This window comes from Arthrobacter jiangjiafuii, from assembly GCF_018622995.1.
Taxonomy (GTDB): Bacteria; Actinomycetota; Actinomycetes; order Actinomycetales; family Micrococcaceae; genus Arthrobacter_B; species Arthrobacter_B jiangjiafuii.
The window spans coordinates 3,443,884-3,457,271 of the sequence record NZ_CP076022.1 but is presented as its reverse complement, the minus strand read 5'-3'; the positions used below and the strand labels follow the sequence as shown (position 1 = coordinate 3,457,271).

At 68.2% G+C, this 13,388-nt stretch carries 15 protein-coding genes and 1 riboswitch; of the genes, 8 read left to right on the top strand and 7 right to left on the bottom strand.

The window, feature by feature from the left end:
- Positions 1 to 26: 26 nt before the first annotated feature.
- The 6 genes from KKR91_RS16265 to KKR91_RS16240 all read right to left on the bottom strand — a co-directional run bounded on the left by KKR91_RS16265 (position 27) and on the right by KKR91_RS16240 (position 4,298).
- Positions 27 to 512 carry a helix-turn-helix domain-containing protein gene (locus KKR91_RS16265; protein WP_210227287.1) on the bottom strand — a complete coding sequence of 162 codons (486 nt, stop codon included), beginning with the start codon at positions 510 to 512 and terminating at the stop codon, positions 27 to 29.
- Positions 513 to 552: 40 nt separating this feature from the next.
- A complete protein-coding gene (gene aceB, locus KKR91_RS16260; RefSeq protein ID WP_210227289.1) occupies positions 553 to 2,151 on the bottom strand; it encodes a malate synthase A in 1,599 nt (532 codons plus the stop codon).
- An 83-nt stretch (positions 2,152 to 2,234) separates the two neighbouring features.
- Positions 2,235 to 2,882 (bottom strand): hypothetical protein, encoded by a 648-nt coding sequence (locus KKR91_RS16255; RefSeq protein WP_210227291.1) that lies wholly within the window; start codon positions 2,880 to 2,882, stop codon positions 2,235 to 2,237.
- Positions 2,883 to 2,885: 3 nt separating this feature from the next.
- Positions 2,886 to 3,197 (bottom strand): hypothetical protein, encoded by a 312-nt coding sequence (locus KKR91_RS16250; protein WP_210227292.1) that lies wholly within the window; start codon positions 3,195 to 3,197, stop codon positions 2,886 to 2,888.
- On the bottom strand, positions 3,190 to 3,639 hold the full coding sequence (locus KKR91_RS16245; RefSeq protein WP_210227294.1) for a hypothetical protein: 450 nt from the start codon (positions 3,637 to 3,639) through the stop codon (positions 3,190 to 3,192). The genes KKR91_RS16250 and KKR91_RS16245 overlap by 8 nt, the downstream gene beginning before the upstream one ends.
- Positions 3,630 to 4,298 (bottom strand): RNA polymerase sigma factor, encoded by a 669-nt coding sequence (locus KKR91_RS16240; protein ID WP_210227295.1) that lies wholly within the window; start codon positions 4,296 to 4,298, stop codon positions 3,630 to 3,632. The genes KKR91_RS16245 and KKR91_RS16240 overlap by 10 nt, the downstream gene beginning before the upstream one ends.
- Positions 4,299 to 4,570: 272 nt before the next feature.
- Between KKR91_RS16240 and KKR91_RS16235 the strand changes: the two genes are divergently transcribed.
- From KKR91_RS16235 to KKR91_RS16205, 7 genes are all read left to right on the top strand, one after another.
- Positions 4,571 to 5,041 (top strand): Asp23/Gls24 family envelope stress response protein, encoded by a 471-nt coding sequence (locus KKR91_RS16235; protein WP_237687419.1) that lies wholly within the window; start codon positions 4,571 to 4,573, stop codon positions 5,039 to 5,041.
- Positions 5,042 to 5,116: 75 nt separating this feature from the next.
- Entirely contained in the window at positions 5,117 to 5,296 is a 180-nt protein-coding gene (locus KKR91_RS16230) for a hypothetical protein (protein WP_210227299.1), read from the top strand.
- Positions 5,293 to 5,712, top strand: a complete 420-nt coding sequence (locus tag KKR91_RS16225; RefSeq protein ID WP_210227301.1) for an Asp23/Gls24 family envelope stress response protein — start codon at positions 5,293 to 5,295, stop codon at positions 5,710 to 5,712. The genes KKR91_RS16230 and KKR91_RS16225 overlap by 4 nt, the downstream gene beginning before the upstream one ends.
- Positions 5,709 to 6,272, top strand: coding sequence for a DUF6286 domain-containing protein (locus KKR91_RS16220; RefSeq protein WP_210227302.1), 564 nt, complete (start codon positions 5,709 to 5,711; stop codon positions 6,270 to 6,272). The genes KKR91_RS16225 and KKR91_RS16220 overlap by 4 nt, the downstream gene beginning before the upstream one ends.
- 50 nt (positions 6,273 to 6,322) lie before the next feature.
- Positions 6,323 to 6,922 carry an alkaline shock response membrane anchor protein AmaP gene (amaP, locus tag KKR91_RS16215; RefSeq protein ID WP_210227303.1) on the top strand — a complete coding sequence of 200 codons (600 nt, stop codon included), beginning with the start codon at positions 6,323 to 6,325 and terminating at the stop codon, positions 6,920 to 6,922.
- An 80-nt stretch (positions 6,923 to 7,002) separates the two neighbouring features.
- Entirely contained in the window at positions 7,003 to 7,506 is a 504-nt protein-coding gene (locus tag KKR91_RS16210; protein WP_210227304.1) for a DUF805 domain-containing protein, read from the top strand.
- Between the two features lie 105 nt (positions 7,507 to 7,611).
- On the top strand, positions 7,612 to 8,478 hold the full coding sequence (locus KKR91_RS16205) for an MBL fold metallo-hydrolase (protein ID WP_215057249.1): 867 nt from the start codon (positions 7,612 to 7,614) through the stop codon (positions 8,476 to 8,478).
- Positions 8,479 to 8,487: 9 nt separating this feature from the next.
- On the opposite strand, the gene cycA is transcribed toward KKR91_RS16205, so the two are convergent.
- The gene (gene cycA / locus KKR91_RS16200; protein WP_210228231.1) at positions 8,488 to 9,957 is read right to left on the bottom strand and encodes a D-serine/D-alanine/glycine transporter; all 1,470 of its coding nucleotides are present in this window, start codon (positions 9,955 to 9,957) and stop codon (positions 8,488 to 8,490) included.
- Positions 9,958 to 10,256: 299 nt separating this feature from the next.
- Positions 10,257 to 10,368: riboswitch (glycine riboswitch) on the top strand.
- Positions 10,369 to 10,519: 151 nt separating this feature from the next.
- Between cycA and gcvP the strand changes: the two genes are divergently transcribed.
- A complete protein-coding gene (gene gcvP, locus KKR91_RS16195; protein WP_210227305.1) occupies positions 10,520 to 13,387 on the top strand; it encodes an aminomethyl-transferring glycine dehydrogenase in 2,868 nt (955 codons plus the stop codon).
- Position 13,388: the final 1 nt, after the last annotated feature.

The window sequence follows — 13,388 nt, the reverse complement described above, 5'->3', positions numbered from 1 at the left end:
TTCCCACCAGCATAGGGGAGGGCGGGTCAGGAGTCGCCCGGGCCCTGCACTCCGCCGGTCCGGGTCCCCTTGGCGGCCTGCTGTTCCAGCCATGCCTCGACGTCGGAGAGCCGGATCCGGCGGTGGGTGCCGCGGTACTCCACGGGGATGATCCCGGCATCGGTGAGGTTGCGCAGGTAGGTGTGGGAAATCCCTGCGGCTGCGGCAGCCTGCGACGTCGTCAGCAGCGGAATCTTCGATGCGCCGGGCGCCGGGCGGGACGCCGCCGGGGAGCTCGATGGTGCCGGGGCGGCAGAGGCCCCGGCATCATCGCCGGCCGCGGAAGCAACGGACACCGCTTCCCCGCGGGCGAGCCGGGCCAGCAGATCCAGTACCGCATCACGGGCCGCCGCCGGCAGCCGCAGGGCAGTGCCGTCCACAAAGACGGTCACATCCCCTGCGGAGAGGGCACGGGACAGGGCGCGCACTTCGGCGGCCGGCAGCGCTGGAGTCTTCAGGGGGCTCTGGGTCATGCTGCCATCTTGCCAAAGATCCGTCCCGTGCGCGGGACCTTTAGTCGATCAGCTCGTAGGCCGGCAGCGTCAGGAAGTCCACGTACTCCTTGGCGAGGCTGATGTCGGCAATCAGTGCGCTGGCCGGAGCGTAGTAACGGGTGAACATTTCCTCCGGGACCTCGCTGCGCAGGCGCTCGGTTTCCTCGTTCAGCAGGCGCGTCACCAGGGCCTCGGTCACGGTGGCGCCGGTATCCTCCAGGACCACCGCGTTACGCACCTGCTGCCAGACCTGGGAGCGGGAAATTTCTGCCGTTGCCGCATCCTCCATCAGGTTGTGGATGGCCACGGCACCATTGCCGGAGAGCCAGACGGCGGTATAGGCGACGGCGACATACAGGTTGGACCGCAGGCCGGCCTCGGTGATCGAGCCGCCGGCCGTGGTGACGTCCAGCAGGTCCGTGGCTGTGACGGCGACGTCGTCGCGCTGCTTGTCCACCTGGTTGGGCTTGTCGCCAAGGACGGAGTCGAAGACCTCGCGGCAGGTTGCCACCATGTCCGGATGCGCCACCCAGGAGCCGTCGAAGCCGTCGTTGGCTTCCCGCGTCTTGTCTGCCGTGACCTTCTCGAAGGCGCGGGCGGTGGTCTCGGGCTCCCTGCGGTTCGGGATGAAGGCCGCCATGCCGCCCATGGCGAAGGCGCCGCGGCGGTGGCAGGTCTTGACCAGCAGCTCGGTGTAGGCGCGCATGAACGGCGCGGTCATGGAGACATCGGCCCGGTCCGGCAGCAGGAAGGCCTTCCCGGCGTCACGGAAGACCTTGATCATGCTGAACAGGTAGTCCCAGCGGCCGGCGTTCAGCCCGGACGCGTGGTCCCGCAGTTCGTAGAGAATCTCGTCCATTTCGAAGGCGGCGGGGATGGTCTCGATCAGCACGGTGGCGCGGATGCTGCCGGCCGGGACTCCGACGTAGTCCTCGGCGAAGGTGAAGATGTCGTTCCAGAGCCGGGCCTCGAGGTGGCTCTCCATTTTGGGCAGGTAGTAGTAGGGGCCGGCGCCGTTCTCCAGCAGGGTGGCGGCATTGTGGAAGAAGTGCAGGCCGAAGTCCACCAGGGCGCCGGCAACGGGCTCGCCGTCGACCACTACATGCTTCTCCGGCAGGTGCCAGCCGCGCGGGCGCGTCACCATCACGGCCAGTGGCGCGTCGGTGCGCAGGGCGTACTCCTTGCCCTCGGGGCTGGTGAAGGACAGCTCGCCGCGGCTCGCCCCGTAGAGGTTGACCTGGGCGTCCACCACGTTGTGCCAGGTGGGGGTGTGGGCATCCTCCAGATCGGCCAGCCAGACCTTGGCTCCGGAGTTCAGGGCGTTGATCGCCATCTTCGCGGGCGAGGCGGGGCCGGTCATCTCGACCCTGCGGTCCGACAGGGCGGCGGGTGCCGGGGCCACGGTCCAGTTCCCCTCGCGGACCTGCGCGGTTTCCGGCAGGAAATCCAGGCTCTCGCCGGCGGCAATGCGGTTGCGGCGCTCCACCCGGGCGTCCAGCCGTGCCTTCCGCTCCGGCTGGAAACGGCGGTGCAGCTCTTCGATGAACGCCAGGGCGTCCGGTGTCAGGATCTTTTCGGCACCCTCCGCTGGGGACAGGTCGCTGACTTCAATGGCCATGTTTGATCTCCCTACAGTTCGGTCTCTCAGGGCTGCCGCCTGCGGCGTTGCAGCGTGAGTCGGAGTTTACACGCGGGGCGTGCCTAGGCCGCGTCCCGGGAGCGCATGAAGGTAAGGATCTGCGCCGCCGCACTCCAGCCGTGACGGCCGTACCAGAGCGCGGACTTGGGCAGCGCAGGCAGAAGGACCAGGGCGGCGTCGCTGTCCGCTGCTTCGGCGGCCAGCGAGGCGAGTATGGCGGCTTCCATGGTGTGGTCCGGATCCGCCCGCCGGATGTCGATGCCGCCGAGCAGGGCAAAACCCTCGCCCAGCGCCAGTTTCCCGCGCGCCACCGGCCCGCCGGAGGCAGTGATCTCCACGCTCCGCCACGCCGGCTCCGAGATGAGGGTGAGCTCGGCGCCGTCGGGCAGCTGCGGCACCTGCGGGACGTCGGCCGGGTCTGCGGCCAGCAGCGCGAGCCGGGACAACGGGGCCAGTCCGTATCCGGCGGCGAAGGTGCCGGCGGTCTCCTCGTCGCCGGTCACCAGCGTGAGGAGGGCGCCGCTCCGGTCGGCGACGGCGGCGGCAGCCCGGGGCGTGTCCCCGCCGGGCCATGTTGCAACGTACTGCGGCGGAACGGATGCTCCGGCCGGCACCATCACCACAGCATCCCCGAAAGCAGTGCTGTGCAGCCCGCGCACTGCCGCCCACACCGGAGCCCACTGCGGAAAGTTGCCCTGCCACGGTCCCACGGGTTACCGCTCCGGACCGAGAGAGGCCGGCGGAGACGATTCGATGGCAAGGATGCTCACGTTGATGGAGGCCCGGGGAACCCCGGCCCGATACAGCGCCGCGTAAAGCCGCTCCTGCAGCTGGGCCGCCACCTCAAGTGCACTGAACCGGGCGTCCGTGGTGATGTCCAGGTTAATGACAGCCCGGCGCCCGGCCATGGCCGCGGCGATCCCGGTGTGGCTGGTCCGGACTCCCGGAGTCTGCTGCACCGCCGTTGCAGCCAGCGCCGCGACTGCGCCGTGGGCCGCCCCCGAATGGCCTGGCCGGTCAGTCATCGTAAAGGTCCTCTACGGTCAGGTGGACGGTACCCGGAACCACCCCTACGGAGGCAGCCACCGCCTCCCGGATGTTGCGCCGCACCAGGTCCATTGCCCGGCGGATATCCACGCCCGGCGCCACCGCGGTGCGCAGCTGGATGCGCAGTCCGGAGCCGGCGCCGGCAGGCCGGTCGATGCGGCAGCGGCGGGAGCGGACACCGGCAACATCCCGGGCGGCGTCGTGCACGACGGCGGCCACCGCCTGTTCGCTGATGTCCACCCTCCCGTGCAGCGTGGCGGCCAACGGCACGCGGTCTGCTCCCCGGGCATGTGATGCGGCGGCAGCAAGCACCGCCTGCACCAGACGGCGGGGCGGGCGCAGGGCGGGGTGCCGCAGGTCATGCTCCCGCAGCGAAGCAGTGGCCGCGGCGAGCACGGGCAGGGAAGGGGTCAGTGCCATTGGATCATTGCCTCCGCGAGCTTTTCCCGGGCGCGGGCAAGGCGTCCACGCACCGAGTCGGGACTGATCTGCAGTGCGGCGCCTATCTCGGCATAACTCTGGTCGTGAAGTTCGCGCAGGACCCAACAGGCACGCTGGCCCGGCGGGAGGTCGGCCAGGGCACGGGAGAGACACTCCAGTTCAGCGGCGAGCTCCGCGCTTCGATGCGGATCCCCCGTGCGGGGTTCCAGTGACGGCCACAGCCCGGCCGAATCCACCGCGTCCTCCGGGCGTGCCGTCCGACGGCGCAGGAGGTCCAGGCAGCGGTTGGTGGCCGTCCGGTACACCCAGCCGCCGAAGGCTCGCGAGTCCACCAGCGCAGGCAACGCCCGCCACCCGGCCGTCAGTGTTTCCTGGACAACGTCTTCGGCGTCGCCGCGGTCATTGAGCATCCGGTAGGCGAGTCGGAACAGGCGTCCTTGATATGTCGCCACCAGATGTTCAAAGGCGAACAGGTCACCGTCCTGGGCGCGGGCCACGATTGTTGGCTCGTCCAGGCCCTCCAACGCGTGCAGGGCGCCTCTGGAGGTCCGGTCCGGAGTGCCGGGACCGCGGGACCGCGTAACAGTGCGGGCCTCTGGGAAGATGCCGGACTCTTCCGGCGAATCAGCCGTGGCCATGGGTGCCCCTGTCCGGTCCGGCGGACCGCCGGGCCTCCTCAAATATCGCAGATGCGTCACGGCCGGGGAACAGCCCGGGCCCGCGTGCAGCCGCCCGAAAAGAAATTTCCGCGGGCCCGTGACGATAGGCACTAAGGCCCGTCCTTAACCGGGAAGAGCATTTAGTGCGGGCCAGTCCCGAGGAGATGAGATACATGGCAGATGCCCGGAATCCAGGACAATCCGCCGGCGCCGAGAGGCCGCCGGAACCTCACACAGTTCACACCGGGAGCGTGGCCGCGAGTGCGGTCCCCAGCCCCAGTGGAACCCAGCCGATAAGGCAATCCGGGCCCCTGCACACGCCACAGGGGGACACCACCATTGAGGACACCGTGGTGCAGAAACTCGCCGGCCTGGCCACCCGGGAAGTGCCGGGCGTCTATGCCATGGGCAACGCGGCACGCCGGGCGCTGAGCTCGGTGTCGGGGCGCATCTCCGGTGCCCAGACCAATGCCGCCGACGGCGTGAGCGTGGAAAAGGGGGAGCGGCAGGCGGCGATCGACGTGAGCATCGTGGTGGAGTACGGCTACTCGATAGTGGAGGTCAGCCAGGGGATCCGCCGCAATGTCATCCGATCGGTGGAAAACGCCACCGGACTCGAAGTGCTCGAAGTCAACGTCGATGTCACCGACGTGCACCTCCCCAACGAAGATTCCGGCGACGGAGACGATACCGGGAACCAGCCAGCGGGCCGGTTGGAATAGGGACCCGCAGGCCTGGGCTAAGCAACTCTTGCCCGGCGGTGCATTGGTGCCGCCGGCCAACAGAAGGAGGACCACATGTCCGCAACAAAATGGTGCTTGGCGATCGGGCTGGTCCTGGGGATCGTGTTGGCATTCGGAGGGTGGTACGCCTTCCTGCTGACGCTGCTCTTCGGCCTGATCGGGCTGTTGATAGGCCTGGCCGCGGACGGCAGGCTTGATGTGCAGTCGCTGTTTGGCAGAGCGTCCAGCAGATGAGCGCACCCGGGATTGAAAAGGGACGCGCACCGGGCGGCAGGCCTCCCCGCCGGGAGGTAGGGGACCGCGGAACCACGGTGCTGGCCCGGAAGGTGCTGGAGAAAATCGCCGGACAGGTCGCGAAGGATGAAACCGACGCGGGCGGCAGCTCGGGCGGGTTCCTCGGCATCGGCGCGCAGGCGGATCTCTCCGCACGGCCGCAGGCAACCGTGGAGGTGTCGGGCAGTGTGGCCACGCTGCGGGTGGAGGTAGGCCTGCCCTATCCGGTCCCGCTCCGCCAGGCCGCGGACCGGCTCCGGGACCGCATATCCGCCCGGGTGACGGAGCTGACCGGCGTCGAGGTGCGCCAAGTGGACGTCACTGTTTCCTGGCTGGAGCTCGATCCTCCGGACGACGTCCGGCGGAGGCTGCAGTGAACGGGCCCCGGGTCCGGCTGCGTCCCCGGCCCAGCCGCGCGGTGCCGGCGGTCGTTTGCTCCTTGGTCCTGCTGGCGGCCGGAGTCTTTCTGGTCTGGGCGGCGATCGCCCGGCTCGTCGAAGGACAGTGGCCCCGCTTCTTCACAGCGGTACCCGATTGGCTGGCCTCACTGAGCTGGAACAGCCCCGGCAGCTGGATCGCGGGTATTGTCCTGGCGGTGATCGGGGCTCTCCTGCTGTTGACCGTGCTGATCCCGGGACGCTTCCACTCCCTGCCCCTGCATCTGGAACCCAGCCCCGAGGTAACCGGCACCAGCGAGGCAGTCATGCCGCGCCGGGCCGCTGCCCGCCTGGCCGCAGCCACCTGCGAACACATTGACGGGGTGTCCTCAGCCTCGGCAACGGCATCGGACCGGGAAGTGAGGGTGAACGTGACAACGGCGCTGCGCAATACCGCCGACCTGCAGCACTGGGTGGCGGACGGCGTCTCCTCCCGGCTGCAGGCCTCCGGGCTGGACCCGGTTCCGCATATCACCGTCACCATCAGGTCCAGCAGCTGAAGGCCTTGGCGGAACCTCCCACGGAAAGCACCAGAGGAACGAGGAACACCATGCGGGCACACGCGGGGACCACCAACCGTGTTTGGCTGACCATCCTTGGCCTGCTGTGCCTGGCGGCGGGGGTCTGGGTCCTGCTGCTGGCCTCGGGAGTGGTGGGCCGTCCCGCGGAGCCGGTGCTGGGTGGCTCTCCGGAAACGCTGACCGGAAGCCAATATGCTCCCGTCACCGCACTGGTTGCCGGTCTCCTGCTTGGCCTGCTGGGGCTGTGGTGGCTGCTGGCCCAGATTCCCCGGCGGCGTGCTGCCGGAGAGTTCCGGCTGCAGGAGGACCCCGCACGTGGCATTACTGTCTGCAATCCCCCCGTACTGGCCGCTGCCGTGGAGACCGCCACCGAACGGATCCCCGGGGTGCGGGGTGCCACAGCCCTGGTCCGCGGCACCCCGGAGGAACCGGACTTGACCCTGAAAGTGACGGTCGATGCCCGGGCCGACATCAGGGCGGTGGTGGACCGGATCCAGCAGGCGGTGGTTCCGGACCTGGCTCTGGCCCTCGGCAACCCCCTGCACAGCCTGGGCATCCAGGTGGAGGTGAGCACCAGGGCCGGATCGGCCGACAGTGCCGTCAGCTCCACCGGAACCGTGGTGTATTAGGCCGGAACGGTTGCCTGCGGTGCGGCGCCCGGAAAGGTTAGCATTGGTTTTTTCAACACGAATCCTTTGGGGGAAAACCAATGTCTGTCCAGAATGCCCAGTTCGATTCCGCGCCCGTGAAGCCTGAGGACCTGTCCCAGCCGCTGTACGGCGCCTCTTTCGGGCAGGCCGTTAAGAGGTACTTCAAGAAGTACGCCACGTTCTCCGGCCGCGCCAGCCGCAGCGAGTACTGGTGGGTCATGCTCCTGAACACCGTGGTCACCACGGTCCTGTACATCTGGCTGATGATGTCGATGGCCAACAGCATTGATCCGTGGACCAACGAGCTGACCGGCTCTGCCTTCATGGTTCCTGCCGGCCTGATGATGCTGTACTCGCTGGCTGTTCTGGTCCCGGGCGTGGCACTGCTGGTCCGCCGCCTGCACGACGGCGGTTTCAGTGCCTGGTTCATCCTGCTCGGCCTCGTCCCGTTCGTGGGCGGCATCGCGATCCTGGTCTTCTCGCTCCTGCCCAGCAAGCCTGAGGGTGCCCGGTACGACGCCGGCGCCCAGCAGCAGCAGTACCTGCCCTACCCGCAGGCCTAGTATCCCGGGCGGCTGCTGGCCGAAAGCACGGCTTCATGCCAGCAGCTTGCCGGGGTTTGGCGGCAACCCTGTCAGCTGAAACGCAAGCGTGTTCTACTAGGGCCCATGCCAGCGCCCTCCTCCGCAGAACCGGCGGCCGATCCCGCCGCAGCCCCTTCCTTCGACGCCCCCGGGAACCTGCCGCTGTGCGTCACCTGCGGCACCCAGTACGGCGCCTCCCGCAGCGATTGCCCGATCTGCGACGACGAGCGCCAGTATGTGCCGCTGACCGGCCAGGCCTGGACCACGCTGGAGAAGCTGCGCGGGCCCTCGCACCGGGGCAGCATCCATGCCCAGGGTCCGGGCGTGCTGGGCATCGGGTGCGAGCCTTCCTTCGCCATCGGCCAGCGCGCGCTGCTGGTCAAGGCGGCGGGCGGCAACATCCTGTGGGATTGCCAGGCCTATCTGGACGATGAGTTGGCGGCCCTGATCCGGGCCGAAGGCGGAATCAGCGCCATCGCCATCAGCCACCCGCATTTTTACACCACCATGGCCGAATGGGCCCGGGAATTCGACGCGCCTGTTTACCTGCATGCCGCGGACCGGCGGTGGGTGGGGCGGGCGGATGACCATCTGCAGTTCTGGAAGGGTGAGCGCCACAGTTTGGCCCCCGCCCTGACCCTGTACCGGGCCGGCATCCACTTTGCCGGCGGCACCGTGCTGCACTGGATGGACGATCCGGACGGGGGTGGCGCGTTGTTCACCGGCGACATCATCAACGTCATCCCCGACCGGACCCACGTCTCGTTCCTGTACAGCTATCCCAACCAGATCCCCGAGCGGCCCGAAACGGTGAAGGCGGCCGCCGCGGCCCTCGAACCGCTGCGTTACGAGCGCCTCTACGGGGGCTGGTGGGACCGGATCATCCCGCACGGCGCCGACCGCATTGTGCAGGAGTCCGCCCGCCGCTATCTGGCCTTCACCCGCGGGTAGGAAGCGCGGCTAGCGAACCAGTGCGGCCTGCTCGGCGGCGACCATCGCCTTGTGTTCAGCCACACGGGCCTGGTGCAGCGGGGTCCGGCGCAGGAAAGCGTAGACCACGCCGAGCAGGGCAAACCAGACCGGGGTGACCAGCAGCGCCTGCAGCGTGTCGGCCTGGGTGGTCAGCGCCCAGAGAATGAAGCCGAAGAACGCCAGCACCACATAGACCATCACGACGCCGCCGGGCAGTTTGAAGGTGGAGGCCGCATGCAGCTGCGGCCGGCGGCGGCGGTACACCAGGTAGCTGACCAGGATCAGCGTCCAGACAAACATGAAGCACAGCGCCGAGATGGTGCTGACCAGGGTGAAGGCCGCGCTGACCGACTCGCCGGCGTACAGCAGCACCACCCCGGCCAGCAGGAAGGTGCAGGAGAAGAACAGGGCGTTCTGCGGCACCTTGCGCCGTGAGAGGCGGCCGAACGCCTTGGGGGCATCGCCGTCGTGCGCCAGGCCGAAAACCATGCGCGAGGTGGAATATATCCCTGAATTCGCGGAGGAAGCAGCCGAGGTCAGGACCACGAAGTTCACGACGGCGGATGCGGCGCCCAGCCCTGCGAGGGCGAACATGCCCACGAAGGGGCTTTCGTCGGCGCTGAACCTGTCCCACGGAACCACGGAAATCAGCACCACCAGGGCGCCTACATAGAAGAGCATGATGCGCAGCGGAATGGAGTTGATGGCCCGCGGAAGGTTCTTCTCGGGATCCTTGGTTTCCGCTGCCGCGGTTCCCACCAGTTCAATGCCCACAAACGCGAACACGGCAATCTGGAAGCCGGCCACGAAGCCCATGGGTCCGGTGGGGAAGAACCCGCCGTGCTCCCAGAGGTTGTTGAAGCCTGCAACGTCATTGCCGCCGGATTCGAAGCGGGTGAAGATCATGACCAGGCCCACCACGATGAGGGTGACAATGGCCAGGATCTTGACCAGCGCAAACCAGAATTCGGCCTCGCCGAACGCCTTGACGCTGGGAAGGTTCAGGGCCACCAGCGCCAGGATGCAGGCCAGTGCGGGAATCCACAGCGGAGCGTCGGCCCACCAGAAGGTGACGTAGTGGGAAATGGCCACCACATCGGCAATGCCGGTGACCACCCAGCAGAACCAGTAGGTCCAGCCGGTGAAGAACCCTGCCCACGGGCCCAGCAGATCGGCGGAGAAGTCGGTGAAGGACTTGTACTTGAGGTTGGAGAGCAGTAGTTCGCCCATGGCGCGCATGACGAAGAAAAGCATGAAGCCAATGACCATGTAGACGAAGATCACCGACGGTCCGGCCACGGAAATTGTCTTGCCGGAGCCCATGAACAGGCCGGTGCCGATGGCACCGCCGATGGCCAGGAGCTGGATGTGCCGGCTGGAGAGGGAGCGGGCGAGTTCCGGTTCGGAGGAGGAACTCGTTCCCCCGGGAAGGATCTCCGCAGGGGAGGGGCGGGTCATGCGGTCAGACATTGGGCTCTTTTCTGAATTTGGCACCCGCCGGCGCACGCGACGCCGCTACGTACTCGGGGAGCGGCATCTCTTTCAGAGACCACATGAGGTTGTTGGCGCCACCGCCGACACTCAAGTTTGGAATCAGCGCCCCGGCCCTGTCAATTTGGGGCGCCGGGGCCCTGGACACACCCCCTCGCCGCGGTGGCGGCGGCGTCAACAACAATGCGGCCGCCGTCACTCTCTTGATGGGGCACCTGCCGCAGGGTAGGGTCGCACGTGGATATACACAAGTGAATATGCCTTTATCAGCCGTGGCGGGAGAGTCCCGCGTTTTTGCAGCCAACCACTGCACCGGCGGGCGCCGTAGGAGCAAACCCTCCCCGGGAATCTCTCAGGCCCCTGTACCGCCACAGCGAGGCAACTCTGGAAAGCAGCTTCCGCACCCCGGTGCGAAGTTCACCGACGGTGCAAGCGGGGCCACCCCCGCGGAATCTCTCAGGTCCGATACAGAGCGGGGAGGACCCAACGTTCGTTGGCGTACCCCCGTCTGCCTTTCCTGGAGCCCATGATGAGAACTGATTCCCCGGCCGCCGAGCCTGCCGCCGCCTTTGTCGACCGCCACATCGGTGCCCGCGCCGGTGCCGCCGAAACCATGCTGAAGGCCGTCGGTTATGACAGCCTCGATTCCCTCGCGGACATGGCCGTTCCCGCCGCCATCCGGCAGGCCAACCCCCTGGTCCTCGATCCGGCCCGCTCCGAAGAGGAAACCCTGGCGCAGCTGCGCGTGATCGCCGGAAAGAACAAGACGGCCGTGCAGATGATCGGCCAGGGCTACTACGGCACGCACACCCCGCCGGTGATCCTGCGCAACGTCGTCGAGGATCCCGCCTGGTACACCGCCTACACCCCCTACCAGCCGGAAATTTCCCAGGGCCGGCTCGAAGCCCTGCTGAACTTCCAGACCATGGTCCAGGACCTCACCGCCCTGCCGATCGCCAACGCCTCCCTGCTGGATGAAGCCACTGCAGTTGCTGAAGCCGTGCTGCTGATGCGCCGGTCCAACAAGTCGAAGGCCAACGGCGCCATCGTGCTCGACTCCGAGGCACTGCCGCAGACCATCGCCGTGGTCAAGGGCCGGGCCAAGGCCCTGGACTTCGACGTGATCGTCACCGACCTGGCCAACGGCCTGCCCGACGGCGACATCACCGGCGTCGTGCTGCAGCAGCCGGGAGTCTCCGGTGTGGTCCGCGACCTCGGACCGGTCATCGCCGAAGCCAAGGAGCGCGGCGCACTCGTCACGGTGGCCGCCGACCTGCTGGCCCTGACCCTGATCACCCCTCCCGGGGAGCAGGGCGCCGACATCGCCGTCGGCTCCGTGCAGCGCTTTGGCGTGCCGCTGTTCTTCGGCGGCCCGCACGCTGCCTACATGGCGGTGCGCAAGGGCCTGGAACGCTCCCTGCCCGGCCGCCTGGTGGGGGTCTCCAAGGACTCCGCGGGTACGCCCGCCTACCGCCTCGCGCTGCAGACCCGTGAACAGCACATCCGCCGCGAGAAGGCCACGTCCAACATCTGCACCGCGCAGGCGCTGCTGGCCATCGTCGCCTCCATGTACGCCGTCTACCACGGACCGCAGGGCCTCACCGCGATCGCCCGCCGCGCCCACAACTCGGCCCGGACCCTGGCCACCGCCCTGCAGGACGCCGGGATCGAACTGCTGCACGACTCCTTCTTCGACACCGTCACCGCCCGCGTCCCCGGCAAGGCTGCCGCGATCGTCGCCGCCGCCGAGGCCCGCGGCATCAACCTGCGGCACATTGACGCCGACACCGTCGGCGTCTCCTGCGACGAGACCACCACCGAGGCCATCATCGTGGACGTCGCCGCCGCCTTCGGCGCCCCGGCCACCTCGATCGCCGCTGCCGCCGAAGCCGTCGAAGGGTTCACCCTGGACGCGCAGCTGCTGCGCAGCTCCGAGTTCATGACCCACCCGGTCTTCCATACCCACCGCTCCGAAACCCAGATGCTGCGCTACCTGCGCCGCCTCTCGGACCGCGACCTGGCCCTGGACCGCACCATGATCCCGCTGGGCTCGTGCACCATGAAGCTGAACGCCACTGCGGAAATGCAGTCCATGACCTGGCCGGAGTTCGCCTCCATCCACCCCTTCGCTCCGGATTCCCAGACCGAAGGCTGGCGTGAACTCATTGCCGACCTGGAAGCCAAGCTCGCCGTCATCACCGGCTACGACCAGGTCTCCATCCAGCCCAACGCCGGCTCCCAGGGTGAGCTGGCCGGCCTGCTCGCGATCCGCGGCTACCACCATTCCCGCGGCGAGACCCAGCGCAACGTCTGCCTGATCCCCGCCTCCGCGCACGGCACCAACGCAGCCTCCGCAGTGCTCGCCGGCATGAAGGTGGTGGTCGTGGCAACGGCCGGCGACGGCGCGATCGACCACGCCGACCTGCGCGCCAAGATCGACGCGCACCGGGAGAACCTCTCCGCGATCATGATCACCTACCCGTCCACCCACGGCGTGTTCGACGACGACGTCCGCGACGTCTGCGATGCCGTGCACGAGGCCGGCGGCCAGGTCTACATCGACGGCGCCAATCTCAACGCCCTGGTCGGGCTCGCCCAGCCGGGCGAATTCGGCGGCGACGTGTCACACCTGAACCTGCACAAGACCTTCTGCATCCCGCACGGCGGCGGCGGACCCGGCGTGGGTCCGGTGGCCGTGAAGTCGCACCTGGCACCGTTCCTGCCCGGCGACGCCGCGACCTGGACCGAGGGCGAGGACATCCCCGTCTCCGCCTCGCGCTTCGGCTCCGCCGGCGTGCTGCCGATCTCCTGGGCCTACGTGAACCTCATGGGCGGCGAGGGGCTGACCGAAGCCACCAAGAGTGCCCTGCTCTCCGCCAACTACGTGGCCGCCCGGCTCAACGAGTACTTCCCGGTCCTCTACACCGGACGCGGCGGGCTCGTGGCCCACGAGTGCATCCTGGACCTGCGCGGGCTCACGGCCCGGACCGGCGTCACCGCCGAAGACGTGGCCAAGCGCCTGGTGGACTACGGTTTCCACGCCCCCACGCTGTCCTTCCCGGTCGCCGGAACCCTGATGGTCGAACCCACCGAGTCCGAGGACCTGGGCGAAATCGACCGCTTCATCGACGCCATGATCGCGATCCGCGCCGAAATCGACCAGGTCGCTGCCGGAGACTTTTCCCTCGAGGGCAGCCCGCTGCGCAACGCGCCGCACACCGCCGTCGTCGTCGCCGGCAACGAATGGGACCGCGCCTACCCGCGCGAGCAGGCCGCCTTCCCGCTGGCGAGCCAGCGGATGGACAAGTACTTCCCGCCGGTGGGACGGATCGACGGCGCCGCCGGCGACCGGAACCTCGTCTGCTCCTGCCCGCCCATCGAAGACTTTGAGAACTGAA

What these genes read in the sequence shown, in the direction of transcription:
- KKR91_RS16265 (WP_210227287.1), bottom strand. Translation starts at nt 512, where the DNA reads ATGACCCAGAGCCCCCTGAAGACTCCAGCGCTGCCGGCCGCCGAAGTG.
- aceB (WP_210227289.1), bottom strand. Translation starts at nt 2,151, where the DNA reads ATGGCCATTGAAGTCAGCGACCTGTCCCCAGCGGAGGGTGCCGAAAAG.
- KKR91_RS16250 (WP_210227292.1), bottom strand. Translation starts at nt 3,197, where the DNA reads ATGACTGACCGGCCAGGCCATTCGGGGGCGGCCCACGGCGCAGTCGCG.
- KKR91_RS16245 (WP_210227294.1), bottom strand. Translation starts at nt 3,639, where the DNA reads ATGGCACTGACCCCTTCCCTGCCCGTGCTCGCCGCGGCCACTGCTTCG.
- KKR91_RS16240 (WP_210227295.1), bottom strand. Translation starts at nt 4,298, where the DNA reads ATGGCCACGGCTGATTCGCCGGAAGAGTCCGGCATCTTCCCAGAGGCC.
- KKR91_RS16230 (WP_210227299.1), top strand. Translation starts at nt 5,117, where the DNA reads ATGTCCGCAACAAAATGGTGCTTGGCGATCGGGCTGGTCCTGGGGATC.
- KKR91_RS16225 (WP_210227301.1), top strand. Translation starts at nt 5,293, where the DNA reads ATGAGCGCACCCGGGATTGAAAAGGGACGCGCACCGGGCGGCAGGCCT.
- amaP (WP_210227303.1), top strand. Translation starts at nt 6,323, where the DNA reads ATGCGGGCACACGCGGGGACCACCAACCGTGTTTGGCTGACCATCCTT.
- KKR91_RS16210 (WP_210227304.1), top strand. Translation starts at nt 7,003, where the DNA reads ATGTCTGTCCAGAATGCCCAGTTCGATTCCGCGCCCGTGAAGCCTGAG.
- KKR91_RS16205 (WP_215057249.1), top strand. Translation starts at nt 7,612, where the DNA reads ATGCCAGCGCCCTCCTCCGCAGAACCGGCGGCCGATCCCGCCGCAGCC.
- cycA (WP_210228231.1), bottom strand. Translation starts at nt 9,957, where the DNA reads ATGACCCGCCCCTCCCCTGCGGAGATCCTTCCCGGGGGAACGAGTTCC.
- gcvP (WP_210227305.1), top strand. Translation starts at nt 10,520, where the DNA reads ATGAGAACTGATTCCCCGGCCGCCGAGCCTGCCGCCGCCTTTGTCGAC.